Source organism: Streptomyces sp. DH24 (assembly GCF_029813775.1).
Classification (GTDB): Bacteria; Actinomycetota; Actinomycetes; order Streptomycetales; family Streptomycetaceae; genus Streptomyces.
Window position 1 is genome coordinate 1 of sequence record NZ_JARVKW010000074.1, and the last position, 13,559, is coordinate 13,559.

Annotated in this window: 11 protein-coding genes and 1 tRNA gene; 8 read left to right on the forward strand and 4 right to left on the reverse strand. The window is 72.0% G+C overall.

The window, feature by feature from the left end:
* Positions 1-484: 484 nt before the first annotated feature.
* From QC282_RS31490 to QC282_RS31510, 5 genes are all read left to right on the forward strand, one after another.
* On the forward strand, positions 485-1,315 hold the full coding sequence (locus tag QC282_RS31490; protein WP_279553011.1) for a hypothetical protein: 831 nt from the start codon (positions 485-487) through the stop codon (positions 1,313-1,315).
* Positions 1,316-1,575: 260 nt separating this feature from the next.
* A complete protein-coding gene (locus QC282_RS31495; protein WP_279553012.1) occupies positions 1,576-2,355 on the forward strand; it encodes an HAD-IIA family hydrolase in 780 nt (259 codons plus the stop codon).
* A 103-nt stretch (positions 2,356-2,458) separates the two neighbouring features.
* Positions 2,459-3,016 carry a hypothetical protein gene (locus QC282_RS31500; RefSeq protein WP_279553013.1) on the forward strand — a complete coding sequence of 186 codons (558 nt, stop codon included), beginning with the start codon at positions 2,459-2,461 and terminating at the stop codon, positions 3,014-3,016.
* A gap of 2 nt (positions 3,017-3,018) precedes the next feature.
* A complete protein-coding gene (locus tag QC282_RS31505) occupies positions 3,019-3,684 on the forward strand; it encodes a class F sortase (protein ID WP_279553014.1) in 666 nt (221 codons plus the stop codon).
* A gap of 87 nt (positions 3,685-3,771) precedes the next feature.
* Positions 3,772-4,812, forward strand: coding sequence for a glycoside hydrolase family 6 protein (locus QC282_RS31510; protein ID WP_279553015.1), 1,041 nt, complete (start codon positions 3,772-3,774; stop codon positions 4,810-4,812).
* Between the two features lie 68 nt (positions 4,813-4,880).
* Here QC282_RS31510 and QC282_RS31515 read toward each other — a convergent pair whose 3' ends face one another.
* The 4 genes from QC282_RS31515 to QC282_RS31530 all read right to left on the reverse strand — a co-directional run bounded on the left by QC282_RS31515 (position 4,881) and on the right by QC282_RS31530 (position 9,992).
* Positions 4,881-6,818: a kelch motif-containing protein gene (locus QC282_RS31515; protein WP_279553016.1), complete on the reverse strand. Its 1,938-nt coding sequence runs from the start codon at positions 6,816-6,818 to the stop codon at positions 4,881-4,883.
* Positions 6,815-8,818, reverse strand: coding sequence for a cellulose synthase catalytic subunit (locus tag QC282_RS31520; protein WP_279553017.1), 2,004 nt, complete (start codon positions 8,816-8,818; stop codon positions 6,815-6,817). The genes QC282_RS31515 and QC282_RS31520 overlap by 4 nt, the downstream gene beginning before the upstream one ends.
* A gap of 318 nt (positions 8,819-9,136) precedes the next feature.
* Positions 9,137-9,853 (reverse strand): FadR/GntR family transcriptional regulator, encoded by a 717-nt coding sequence (locus QC282_RS31525; RefSeq protein WP_279553018.1) that lies wholly within the window; start codon positions 9,851-9,853, stop codon positions 9,137-9,139.
* Between the two features lie 65 nt (positions 9,854-9,918).
* Positions 9,919-9,992 (reverse strand) — tRNA-Lys (locus QC282_RS31530).
* Positions 9,993-10,175: 183 nt separating this feature from the next.
* Here QC282_RS31530 and QC282_RS31535 point away from each other — a divergent pair.
* From QC282_RS31535 to QC282_RS31545, 3 genes are all read left to right on the forward strand, one after another.
* On the forward strand, positions 10,176-11,495 hold the full coding sequence (locus tag QC282_RS31535) for a peptidoglycan-binding protein (protein WP_279553019.1): 1,320 nt from the start codon (positions 10,176-10,178) through the stop codon (positions 11,493-11,495).
* Between the two features lie 193 nt (positions 11,496-11,688).
* The gene (locus QC282_RS31540) at positions 11,689-12,810 is read left to right on the forward strand and encodes an SPFH domain-containing protein (RefSeq protein WP_279553020.1); all 1,122 of its coding nucleotides are present in this window, start codon (positions 11,689-11,691) and stop codon (positions 12,808-12,810) included.
* A 95-nt stretch (positions 12,811-12,905) separates the two neighbouring features.
* Positions 12,906-13,511, forward strand: a complete 606-nt coding sequence (locus tag QC282_RS31545; RefSeq protein ID WP_279553021.1) for a lytic polysaccharide monooxygenase — start codon at positions 12,906-12,908, stop codon at positions 13,509-13,511.
* The last annotated feature ends 48 nt before the right edge of the window (positions 13,512-13,559 follow it).

A 13,559-nucleotide genomic window follows, 5' to 3' on the forward strand; every position in this document is an offset into this window, starting at 1 on the left:
CCTCGGAACGGCGCGGAATCGGTCACTTGAAAACGCCCTGGCGTTGACGCGCCAACCGCTGCGGGCGGACACCCCCCGACACGTCCCCTTCCCGCCGTACGCGACTGCGGCCCGGTGGCCCATCCCGCGCAGGTGACGGGCAGCGGGTGGCGGACAGCGGAGCGGCGGGCGGTCCGCCCAGCCGCGGGCAGTCGTGCCGCTGGGGCGGCACGGGTGGGCGCGGGCGGCAACCCGTCAGCGCCGGGCCGCGCGACCCACCCCGCGGTCACACCGACGCCGGGTCGCAGGACAACGCCGGTCACCGTCACGCCGCCGGTCACCGCGACGCCGGGTCACACGACAACCCCGGTCACCGTCACGCCGCCAGCACGCCCCCGCGCCGCACGCACGCCGCGTGTGTCCCTCCGCTGATCGAGCGGACCTCCGGTCCGCTGTCGGAGCGGCGCCGGGGTGAGGTCGGTGAGGGCGGCACACTCACGTGTTTATGCGACTGTCGACGTTTCTGCGCCTCTGCCTCGCCGCAGCCGCCCTCGTTCCGGCGTCGGCCGTGGCCCACGCGGTTCCGGGTGAACCCGGTGCGTCCTGCGCTGCCGACGGCCGGGCGTTTCCGCTCAGCACCCGGATTCACGGCGGCCCTTCGACGTACGAGGCCGGCGGTGGGTACGGCACCTGGTTCCTGGACCTGAAGAACACCACCGACCGCACCTGCGAGGACGTCCACCCCGTCGTCGTCCTCGTCGATCAGAAGCGTGCCCTGCGTGCGTCCCAGCCGAGGCTGGAGTTCTACGCCGAGGGGCGGCCGCACCCCGTCCGGTTCGAGACGACCGACCGGGACGAGCTCGTCGGTGCCTTCGACGCCGGCGTTCCCGGTCTCACCATCGGTCCCCGCCAGACCCGTACCGTGAAGGTGCGGCTCGCCCTCACCTCGGACGCCGTGGCCAATGAGGTCACCGCAACCGCCGCCGTCGTGCAGCGCCGTGACGACGACGGCGACTGGATCGGGCAGTCCAACGACTACCGGTTCCGGATCAGGGGCGCCGGGTCGGGGGACGGTCAGGGTCACGGCCGCCCCGACGGCTCCGAGGCCGAGACCGCCGACGGTGGTGCCGGTGTCGGGGGTGACGCCAGCGGTCTGCCGCCGCGCGAGGGCGAGTCGGCCGCGCCGACCGCTCCCGGGGTTCTTCCGCCGGGGCGGCAGTCCCTCGCCGACGAGCTCGCCCGGACCGGTGTGTCCCGGGCCCGTACCGCTCTGGCCGTCGCCGCGCTGCTCGTCGCCGCCGGGTGCGCGCTCGTGTTCGTCCGCAGGCGGCTCTGAGGGGAGCGGGCCCCGGTCCGCGCGGGCGTGCGGGGGTGGTCTGCCGCCCGTCGGCAAGGGCGTCCGGGGCGGTGCGTCGTCGGTGGGGACCGCACCGCCCGGGTCGGGCGCGGGGAGTGTAGGCCGTCTCCCCGCTCGGTACTGGGTGATCGGCGGGGTCCGTCCGGCGCCGTCCTGATTAGGCTGGGGCGCCGGTGCGCCGGTACGTCGTGGTTCCGGGGCCCCGCCCTGTCCGTACGCACGCCAGGAGTCCGAAGCACATGGCAGAACGCAAGCCCATCGAGTCGTGGCTCACCGACATGGACGGGGTGCTCATCCACGAGGGTGTGCCGATCCCCGGCGCCGACGCCTTCCTCAAGAAGCTGAGGGACGCGGAACGGCCGTTCCTGGTCCTCACCAACAACTCCATCTACACGCCCCGTGACCTGCACGCCCGGCTGCGGCGCATGGGGCTGGACGTGCCGATCGAGAACATCTGGACCTCGGCGCTGGCCACCGCCCAGTTCCTGGACGACCAGCGGCCCGGCGGCTCGGCGTACGTCATCGGCGAGGCCGGCCTCACCACGGCGCTGCACGACATCGGCTACATCCTCACCGACCACGATCCCGACTACGTGGTCCTCGGCGAGACCCGCACGTACTCCTTCGAGGCCATGACCAAGGCGGTCCGCCTCATCAACGGCGGCGCCCGCTTCATCTGCACCAACCCCGACGAGACCGGCCCCTCCACCGAGGGCCCGCTCCCGGCGACCGGAGCGGTGGCCGCCCTCATCACCAAGGCGACCGGACGGCAGCCGTACTTCGCGGGCAAGCCGAACCCGCTGATGATGCGCACCGGGCTCAACACCATCGGCGCGCACTCCGAGACCAGCGCGATGATCGGCGACCGCATGGACACCGACGTGCTGGCCGGCATCGAGGCCGGGATGCAGACGTTCCTGGTGCTGACCGGGCTGACCCGGCCGGAACAGGTCGACGCGTTCCCGTACCGGCCGTCGCAGGTCGTGGAGTCGATCGCGGATCTCGTCGACCGGATCTGAAACCCGTCACCCGGGGTGAACCACCCGTACGGAGCAGTCCCGGCCCCGCTGAGATGCGGGGCCGGTCCCCCGGGAGGAGTCTCCAGGTATCTGGAGGTTCACGATGAGTTCTCTGAAAGTCACGCTCTGTACGGGGATCCTGGCGGCCGCCGCCCTCTTCCCGACGGCGTCCCCGGCGTTCGCGGCCGACGACGAGGCCGGTCTTACCGTGACCCCCACGGCACCGCCCCCCGGCTCCGACGTCAGGCTCCGGGTGGCGGACTGCGCGGAACGCACCGCCATCGCCGTGTCGGCGGTGTTCGTGGCGGACGTCCGGCTCACCGCCTCCGGCGGCATGCTCGTCGGTGAGAGCCGGATCCGCTCCACGGTCACGGCGGGCACCTACGACGTGCGGGTGGCCTGCGGCGGCACCGGCCGGGTCGGCACCATCACCGTCGGACAGCAGGGCGACCGGCAGCCGCGGCCCGCGCGCCCGGAGACGCCCGCCTCGCCCGTCGCCCCCGTGGAAGCGGGCGGTGGCGGTACCGCGCGGCTCGCCGCCGAGTCCCGGGAGACCGGCCCCGGCACGGGTCACGTGGTGACCGGTCTGGTCCTCGCGGGAGTCGCCGCGGTGGCCGTCGTGCTCGGCGGTGTCCACCGCCGGAGCCGTCGATCGGGCTGACCATGTCCGACCACGAACGTTCCGCCGGCGGCGGCCGGCTGCTGACCGGCGTCGCCTGGGCGCTGCTGCTGCTCGGCCTGTGGCTGTGGGGCCGCGAGGCCACCGAGGTCCCCCGCGGCGTGTCCGGGACGGCCACCGGCGACATGGCGGCCGTCGGCCGTCCCCCGAAGGCCGACCTGCCGCCCGCCGCCGAGCCGTTGGGCGACGCGCTGCCGCAGCGCCTCGACATACCCTTCCTCGGCGTGCAGGCGCCGGTGGTGGCCCGCGGCCTCGACGGCCGGGGCGCACTGGACCCGCCGCCCTTCGACCAGCCCGGCGTCGTCGGCTGGTACGCGGCCGGCGCCACCCCCGGCGAGCGGGGCACCGCGCTGCTGGTCGGCCACGTCGACACCGAGACCCGGCCCGCCGTCTTCTACAAGATCAGCGCCCTGAAGCCGGGCGAGCGGATCCGGGTGGTCCGCGACGACGCCCGGGTCGCCGAGTTCACCGTCGACGACGTGCAGGTCCTCACCCGGGACCGCTTCGACGCCCGGCAGGCCTACGGGCCCCGCGAGCGGGGGCGGGCCGAGCTGCGGCTGATCACCTGCGGCGGCAGCTTCGACCGGGCCAGCCGCAGCTACACGGCGAACGTGGTGGTCTCCGCGTACCTGACCGGGCCCCGCCGCTGACCCCCCTCATGGCACGTCAGGGCCCCGCGGTCCCGCGACGGCGTGTGCCAGGATGGGGACTTGGGACGGTGCACCAAGGGGGAGTGGATGTACGGCAGCAAGGGGGGACCCGCGACGGGCGGCGCGCGAGCGGCCGCGGTGGTGCTGGGGGCGGCACTGCTGGTCGCGGGGTGTTCCGGCTCCGGCTCCGGCGGCGGGGCCGAGAAGGACGAGCCGGGCGGGACCGGCATCACCCAGCAGCCCGAGGAGACCAGTCCGTTCTGGGTGAACCCGGACGGCACGGCGGCCCATCAGGTCGCCGACTTCGAGAGGGACGGCAAGAAGGCCGAGGCCGAGAAGATCCGCGAGATCGCCGAGCAGCCGGTCGCCGAGTGGATCGGCGCCGAACAGCCCGAGCGGGAGGCACGCGGCTTCACCGAGGCCGCCGACCGGGCCGGCCGCACCGCGGTGCTCGTCCTCTACAACATCCCGCACCGCGACTGCGGCCAGTACTCGCAGGGCGGCGCCGCCGACGGCAACGCCTACCGGGCCTGGGTCGACGCCGTGGCCAGGGGGATCGGGGACCGCCCGGCGACGGTGATCCTCGAACCGGACGCGGTCCTGCACCTGGTGGACGGCTGCACCCCTGACCAGTACCACGAGGAGCGCTACGACCTCCTCAAGGGCGCCGTCGCGAAACTGACGGCCCTGCAGAACACGAAGGTCTACCTGGACGCGGGCAACGCCGGCTGGGGCAACCCGGACCAGATCTTCGAGCCGCTGAAGCGGGCGGGCATCGACCGGGCCGACGGCTTCTCGGTCAACGTCTCGAACTTCTACACCACCGAGGACTCCATCGCGTACGGCAAGAAGCTGTCCGCGAAGGTCGGGCAAAAGCACTTCGTCGTCGACACCAGCCGCAACGGCAACGGCCCCTACACCGAGGGCGACCCGGGTGAACGCTGGTGCAATCCGCCGGGCCGGGCGCTCGGCGAGACCCCCACCGTCAAGACGGCCGACCCCCTGGTCGACGCCTACCTCTGGATCAAACGCCCCGGCGAGTCCGACGGCGAGTGCAAGGGCGGCCCCAAGGCCGGCCAGTGGTGGGCGGACTACGCCCTGAAGCTGGCGGAGGCGTCGCACCCGTAGGGGCAGCGGGCCGCGCGCGGCGGTCGCCGGGGGCGCGGCCGGGCCACGCCCCCGCCCCCGGACCCGGTCTACGGCACCCTGACCCACTGTGCCTTGCTCGGCACCCCGTCCGCGTCGGTCACGAACAGCATGTACCAGCCCGACTGGACCAGGTTCCGGTTCCTCGGCATCGTCACCGTCACCTTGTCCCCGGCCGTCTCGAAGTCCAGCGCCACGGACCGCTGGTCGACGTCGGTGACATGTGTCGAGGCGCTGGGCCGGATCAGCCGCACCTTCTGCACCGACGACGCGTCCGCCGAGGTGAACGTCCCCGTCCCGCCCCGCGCGATCGTCTGCGGACCGCCGGACAGCGACGGGCGCTCACCCCGGTAGAGGTACGGCGGCGTGTAAATCTCGATGCGCTGCTCGAATTCGCCCGGCTTGGTGTTGGCCCGGTCCGCGAACAGCGAGTCGGAGCCGAAGAACATCACGCGCCCGTCGGGCAGCAGCACCGACCCGGAGTGGTAGTTGCGGCCCACCAGCGGATCGGCGACCCGCTCGAACACGTTCCTCTCCGTGTCGTACAGCCGCGCCTGGAGGATGTCGGAGCGGCCGCGGCCCCGGTAGTCCTGAGAACCGCCGGAGACCAGCACCGAGTCGTCGGGCAGCACCGACGCCTGCGGGTAGCGGGTGCCCTTCTCCAGCGAGGGGCCGTCCACGAACCTCGGCTCGTCCGCCTTGAGATCGACGATCCGGGTCTTCTCGCTGGACCGCCTGGACTCGCCGACCCCGCCGCCGCCGATCACCATGTACTTCTCGTCCTGCGCGGGCGGCAGCAGCACCGTGGCGGACGTCTCCAGCAGCTTCGGGTCGCTCAGCCCCGGGATCTTCGTGAACGTGTTGGTGTCCACGTCCCACACGCCCGGGTCGCGTCCCACGTCGTCCGGTCCGTAGCCCGCGTTGGAGCCCGAGTAGAAGATCCTGCCGTTCTGCATCAGGAACAGCGCCGGGTACGTGGGGAACTGCCGGACCTTGTCGGTGTACTCCCAGGTCCTGGTCTCCGGGTCGTAGACCTCGTTCTTGCCGGGGACCAGCTGCCCGATGTCGTCGAGTCCGGAGACGCTGAGGATCCTGCCGTCGCTCAGGGTGGTGAGCGTCGGGTACCAGCGGGCCTCCTTCATCGGGTCGACCTTGATGTACTTCTCGGCCACCGGGTCGAACTCGTAGGCGTCGCGGATGCCTTGGAAGTCCTTCTTGTCCAGGGCGAGCTTCTGCGCCATGCCGTACGTGTTGCGCGCGTCGGCGCCGGACAGGCCCTGGACGCGGTAGTTGTCCTGGGTGCCCGTCTCGTACCTGGCGCCCTCCTTCTGCGCCTCGACGTAGATCCGGCCCAGGCCGGGGTCGTTGCGCAGGAACGCGCCGGTCGCCGGGTCGAAGACCTTCTTCGCGCGCGGCACGAGGACCGGGTCCTTCGACACGAAGGTCCTGCCGTTCTGCCTGCCGGTGAACTTGGTGCCGGCGGGCAGCGTGATCGGCTTGTCCGGGTTCTCGTTGTGGACGATCATCAGGCCGCCGGCCTTCTTCACGTCGCCCTTGAGCTTCTCGTACCGCTTGGTGCCGCCCGCGATCAGCAGGTTGCCGTTCGCCAGCTGGGTGTGGCCCGTGCAGAACAGGTCGGTCGGCGTCGGCACCTTCTTGACGGTGCCCTTGACCGGGTCCCAGATCCGGGTGTCGTACTTCTTCGCGTCGAAGTTGTCCTGGTTGTTGCCCGAACCCGCCACGAGCAGCACCTTCCCGGTGCGCAGCAGCGCCGCGTGGATGGTGTTCTGGCGGTACTCCTCGGGGAACTCGACGATGTCCCAGTGGCCGTTCTCGGCTTTGTACTCGGGCTTGTTGATCCGGTACTGGTGGTATTTCTCGGAGCCGAAGCGGTAGAGCCACGGCCCGTTCATCCCGGCCAGCGCGACTACCACCGCCGTGCCTATCGCGATGCGACGGGCCCGGCGGCGGCCGGCACGGTCTTTCATTCCTTACGTCCCCCAAGTCCACCAAGGGCGATCTGCATGGTCTGCTCCGAAAGGGCCTGATCGGGCGCGGGCCGGTCCGGCCCGGCGCCGGTCGGGCCGGTCCGGGTGGGCCGCTGCTGCGGGATGTGCGGCGCGTACGGCTGCCGCGGCAGCGGCTGCGTCCGGTACGGCTCCGGGGCGGGTCCGGACGCCGGGGCCGGTGGCCGTTTCTTCGCCTGCCGGAGCCCGTACCGCCAGACGAGAACCGGCGTCGCGGTGATCAGCATGGCGAACGTCGCCCAGATGATCATGGCGGGGTGCGCGTGGCCGTAGACGAACCCGGCGGCGATCGAGGCGCCGAAGACCGCGACGAAGTACCAGTGGTAGCGGAACGTCCCGAACCACCGGTCCGGGCTCGCCGAGTCGCCCTTGGGCGTGACCACGAACTTGCTCTTGCGGCGCAGGACGGAGTCGATCAGCGCCTTCGCGTAGAGCGGCGCCGACAGCGCGGACATCACCATGCCGGCCACGCCGCCGGAGCCCTCCGGCTCGTGCGGGGAGACGTTGTGGCGGCGGTTCCAGACGTAGAGGCCGATCTGGAGGGCGGAGGCGTTGCCGTAGAGCATCAGCCAGACCGCCGGGTCGATGTTCACGCCCGAGGCGCCGAGGCCCAGGAACAGCGCGCAGCTCAGCGCCGCCAGGATCCAGTTGAGGGCCGACATCGGGTAGAAGATGATCATCATCGTGTAGTTGAACAGCTTGCCCGGCGGCAGCGAGTACCAGCCCTTCCAGTACTGCTTGAGGATCGTCTCGTACGTCCCTCGCGACCAGCGCATCTGCTGGGTGAAGAAGTCCGTCCAGGCGCTGGGGCCCTCGCCGACGGCGAGCACGTCCGGGGTGTAGACCGAGCGCCACTTGCGGCCCGTCGCCGGGTTCTTGTGGCGGTGCATCTCGAAGCCGGTGGCCATGTCCTCGGTGATCGAGTCGTACAGCCCGCCGATCTGCTTGAGGGCCTTGATGCGTACGGCGTTGGAGGTGCCGACGAACATGGGCGCGCCGTACTTGTTGCCGGCGCGCTGGATCAGCGCGTGGAAGAGGAACTGCTGGGACTCGGCGGCCTTGGTGACGAAGTTGTCGTAGTTGCCGTAGACCTGCGGGCCGATGACGAAGCCGACGTCCGGGTCGCGGAAGTAACCGAGCATCCGCTCCAGGTAGTTGGGCAGCGGCACGTGGTCGGTGTCGACGGAGGCGAAGAAGTCGTAGGCGTCGCCGTGCGCGTCGAGCCAGGCGTTGTAGTTGCCGTGCTTGGTCTTCGCGCGGTGCGGGCCCGTCGCCTGGTTCCACCTGGCGACGCCCTTGCGGGAGAAGTGGCGGACGCCGAGCCGCGCGCAGACCTCCTTGACCTCCGGGTCGTCGCCCTCGTCCAGCAGCCAGACGTGCATCGGGCCCCGGTGGCGGATCCTGACGGCCGCCTCCAGGGTCTTCGTCACCATCTCCAGCGGCTCCTTGCCGGGCACGAAGGAGGTGAGGAAGGCGACGCGCGTGCCGGTCTCGGGCACCACCGGGACGGGGTCGCGGGCGACGAGGGTGGCGTGCGCGTTGGACAGGACGTTCATGCAGCGGAAGAACTCGATCAGGCCGATCGAGACGAGCATCACGACGTCGAGGGCGGGCAGCCAGTCGAACGCCGGGTAGTCGCGCTCGGTCCAGTGCTCGGGCTGCAGCAGCCACGCCAGCAGCACCAGCGACAGCAGCGGAGCCGCGGCCAGCATCAGCGCGACGCGGATGCGGTGCGGCTCCTGGGATATCAGCGAGCGGAACTGCACCCGGTACGGCTTGCCCGGGTCGGGCTGGGTGAGGGGCCCCGCGAGCCGGCTGTAGTGCTCGTAGTCGTATCTGGGCAGGGTCTTCCTGATCCTGCGGAACGTCCCCGTGTTCCCGGCCCGGTGCGAAAGCACCCGGAGCCGGGTGGTCTGTGACGGGTCGAAGTCCTGTCCGGCGCCCGTCGGCGTCGACGTCATGAGTCATCCCCCCACACGCGGGTCAGTGCGTGTATCGGTCGCTTCCTGCCGCCCGAGCCGGGCCCCCCGCGACCCTTCACAGACGTATCGGTGGTGGGTCGCTGTCACCACACCATCCACACCTTATAGACAGGGAACAGCGACCTTCCGGTTGCATGATGCCCCCCTCGGCGTCCCGCCAGGAACGGCACCCCTCATCCCGCGGCCCCCGGCAACCGGTTTCCGTCCCGTCAACAGCCCCGGACGGGCGGCTTCGTGAAGAACCGGCGTTCTGCGGCGCTCATCCTGATCACAAGGCGCGGAACCCGGCGCTGCCGGTCAGGCGCGGTCGTCGCGGGGTGGGTGGGGCTCCTGCGGGCGTGCCGTGGACAGGCGCTCGCGGATGTTGCCGAAGTGCTCCCTTATGGCCTCCTCCGCCCGCAGCGAGTCGCCGGACCGCACCGCGTCCAGGATCTCCCGGTGCTGCCGGCAGGTGATCCGCGGATCCTGCGGCTCGCCCCCGAGGTCCCGGTGCACCCGGTGGAAGGCGTCCCAGAACGCCTCCAGCACCTCGCTCAGCAGCACGTTGTCCAGTCCCCGGTAGAGAGTCGCGTGGAAGGCCCGGTCGGTCGCGGCGAGACCGGCGCCGCCCTGCGCGGCCTGCTGTTCCATACGGACGACCAGCGCGTCCAGTTCACCGAGGTCCGGCTCCGGGATGCGCCCGGCGAGGCGGGAGACCAGTCCCGTCTCCACCGCCTCCCGCAGTTCCAGCAGCTGGAGCAGGCTGTCCTCGCCCCGGTAGTGCCCGGCGACCGTGCGGAAGGCGAGGCCCTCGATCATCGGGGCGAGCGACATCGGGCCCACGTAGGTGCCGAAGCCGTGCCGGATCTCCACGATGCCCATCGCCTGGAGCGCCTTCAGCGCCTCGCGCACGGAGTTCCGGCTCGCGCCGAGGTACTCCATCAGTTCGGGTTCGGTCGGCAGCGGGGCGCCGGACGGCAGCCGCCGGTCGACGATGAGCTTCTTGATCCGCTCCTGGAGGTCTCGCGCTGCCATGGCGAGAGGGTATCCGGCCAAACAGCGACGGGCTCCTCGTTCGAACGAGGAGCCCGTCATGTCTGTGCGCCGCCAGGGACTCGAACCCCGGACCCGCTGATTAAGAGTCAGCTGCTCTAACCAACTGAGCTAGCGGCGCCTGCTGACGAGAGAACTCTACCGGACGCCGGAGGGTGCTCCGCACCACGCGCACGCGCGCGAGGGGCGGCCGGCGGGCCGCGTACATCATTCGGACCGTCAGCATGCGCGTCCGGAAGACAGTTGAGAAACTGACCATGTGCACCGGCACGGACATTTCCATCTGGAATGTGAGGGGAATCGCATGGAGGCTCCGGTATTCGAGGAATTCGATCCGGCGAACGACTGCGACTGCCCCGGTTGTGTTCTCTGGCGGCGTGTTCTGCCGCATTCCCCGGCCGGCCGCGCCACCGGTCACCCGGCGGTCCGGCGGACCGTCGTCGTGGCCGCCGCGTCCGCCACGGCACTCGGCGCGGGTCACGCGGCACCTGCCCTGGCCGGCACCCCCTCAGCCGCCCCGACCGCCCTGCCCGCGGCCGACGAACCCCAGACGCCGCAGGGCACGAAGGCTCCGCTGCACGGCCCCGGCGGACGGCCGGCCGGGCCCGTCGCCGCCCCGGAAAAGCTGCGCGAGACGACCCGCGCGGAGATCATCCGGCGGGCCAGGACCTGGGTCGACGCGAAGGTGCCGTACAGCATGACCGCGTACTGGCCGGACGGCTACCGGCAGGACTGCTCCGGCTATGTCTCGATGGCCTGGAACCTGCCGCGCAACGAATGGACGGGCTCGCTCGGACAGTACGGCGAGCGCATTTCCAAAGAGGAACTGCAGCCCGGCGACATCCTCCTCTTCCACAATCCCTCCGACCCGCAGAAAGGCTCGCACGTCACCATTTTCGGAGGCTGGACGGACTACACGCACAGCTACTACATCGCCTACGAACAGACCCGCCCGCACACCCGCCGGCAGTCCACCCCCTACGCCTACTGGAGCAACTCGGACCGTTATCTCGCCTACCGGTACCAAGGGCTCACGGCGGGCACGCCGGGCGCCGAGCCGGACGCCGGGGAATCCGGCACGCCGGACGCCACGGGCTTCCCCGGACGGGCGTATTTCGGCCCCGGCGCCCACAACAAGCACGTCACGCGGCTCGGCACCCTGCTCGTGGAGCGCGGCGCCGGCCGCTTCTACCGCTCGGGCCCCGGGCCGCGCTGGACGGACGCCGACCGCAGGGCGACCCGGGCCTTCCAGCTCGCCCAGGGCTGGCGCGGCGCCGAGGCCGACGGCCTGCCGGGACCGCACACCTGGCGGCTGCTGGTCAGCGGCCGGGGCAACGACGTCGAGGCCGTGACCGGCGGCCCGGCCGCACCCTCCTCGCCGAGGGCGCCGGGCTTCCCGGGACGGGCGATGTTCCGGCCCGGTGCCGACAACGACCATGTGACCCGGCTGGGAAGGCAGCTGGTGAAGAAGGGGTTCGGCGCGCACTACACGAGCGGGCCGGGGCGTCGCTGGAGCGAGGCCGACCGGCGCAACGTCGAGGCGTTCCAGCGCGCCCAGGGCTGGCGGGGCGGCGCGGCGGACGGCTATCCGGGGCCGGAGACCTGGCGGCGACTGTTCTCGTGACCGGGCGCCGGTGCCCGCTCGCACCGGGCGCGGGCGCTCCCGCACCCGTGGCTCCTGGCGCCGCGCGTTCCGGTCCCGCGTGCGGGCCCGCCCGCACCACCGTCCCATCCCGCAACCGGGCGCGGGTGACTCCCGCACCCCACCATCCACTCATCCTGTTGTGACGCATCTGGCGCGGAGGCTGGAGGCACGCATGAGTACGACCACGTCAAGGACACCCGAACCCGACGGTTCCGCCGAGGGGCCGGTCCGGCCCGCTCGGCTCATCCAGAACGAGTCGACCACCGAGATCCCCGTCCACCTGCTGTTCCGCGACGAGCCCGACCCGGCGCCGGTGCCGGTCAGGACCACGGTCGTGGCACGCCGGAAGGGCACCGGCGAGCAGCCGCGGCTGCGGCCCCCCGGACCGCTCAGGCCGCGCCCGGCGCCCGAGGTCGACCCCGAGCTCACGGAACGCCCGGCGCGGGTGCTGCCGGGTGCCGCCGGGGTGCTCGCCGGGTCGGGCGGGCTGGCCGGGGGAGCGGTCACCGCGTGGTGGGCGGGCGCGCTCCCGCCGGTCGCGGTGGCGGCGCTGGGGCTGCCGGCGCAGGCGGGTGCCGGGCTCGGGCCCGCGCAGTGGGCGGCGTTCGCGGGCGCCGGGGCGCTGAGCCTGGTCGGCTTCGGCGGTCTGGCCCGGGGCCGTGCCGGGCGGGCGTGGGTGCTCGGCCTGTTCGGCCGGTACCGGGGGACCGTGCGGCGGACCGGGCTGATGTGGGTCAACCCGCTGCTGCTGCGCCGCCGGGTCGACGTACGGCTGCGGCACTGGCGCGGTGAGCCGATGCCGGCGGCGGACGGCAACGGGGTCGCGCTGCGGGTGGTGACGCTGGTGGTGTGGCGGGTGCGGGACACCGCGCGGGCCACGCTGGGCGTCGAGGACCACGAGGCGTATCTGCGCGAGTGCGTGGAGGCGGCGCTCGCCCGGGTGCCGGTGGAGCCGCCGGGCGGCGCGCAGGGTTCGGCGGACGCGGCCGAGGCGGCGCTGACGCGGCTGGTGGCGGCGGACGCGGCGCCGGTCGGCCTGGAGGTGTTCTCGGTGCGGCCGGTCCGGGTCGAGTACGCGCCGGAGGTGGCCGCGGCGATGCACCGCCGCCGGATCGCGGCGCTGGACGCGCGGCAGCGGGCGAGTGTGCTCACCTCGGTGGTGGACTCGGTGGAGGACACGGTGACCCGGCTGACGATGCGCGGGCTCGTCGAACTGGACGACTACGAGCGCAAGGTGCTGGTGAAGGACCTCACGGTGGCGTTCTGCTCGGGGCGCGGGGAATCCGGTCCGTGATTGGTATGGACATGTTCAACTAACGGCAATAATCTGAACTTGGTCTAGACCTGCACGGCTCACTGTATTCCCCCACGTTCTCCAGGAGCGGCAGCATGCGCACAAGGACCAAGTTGTACGCAGCCGCGGTGGGACTGGCCACGACCGGAGCGCTCGTGCTCTCCTCCGGCGGGGCCAGCGGCCACGGCTACACCGACCTCCCCGTCAGCAGGCAGAAGATGTGCCAGAACGGCACAGTCACCAACTGCGGCGCCATCCAGTGGGAGCCGCAGAGCGTCGAGGGCCCGAAGGGCTTCCCGTCGGGCGGCCCCGCGGACGGGCGGATCTGCTCCGCGGGCAACACCTCGTTCGCGCCGCTGGACAGCCCGCGGACGCCCTCGGGCGGCGCCTGGCCGACCACCCGTGTGACGGGCGGCCAGAACTACACCTTCCGCTGGCAGTTCACGGCGATGCACGCGACGACCGACTTCAAGTACTACGTCACGAAGCCGGGCTGGAACCAGGACCGCGCGCTGTCCCGGTCCGACCTCAACCTCACCCCGTTCCTGACGGTCCCCTACGGCGGGCAGCGTCCGCCGCAGACGCTCTCCCACAGCGGCCAGCTGCCGTCCGGGCTGAGCGGCCACCACGTCATCCTCGCGGTGTGGACGGTCCACGACACGGGCAACGCGTTCTACGCCTGCTCCGACGTCACCTTCTGACCGCCCTCGGGCGGGGTCGGCGTGCGCCGGGGCCACGAGGCCCGGCGC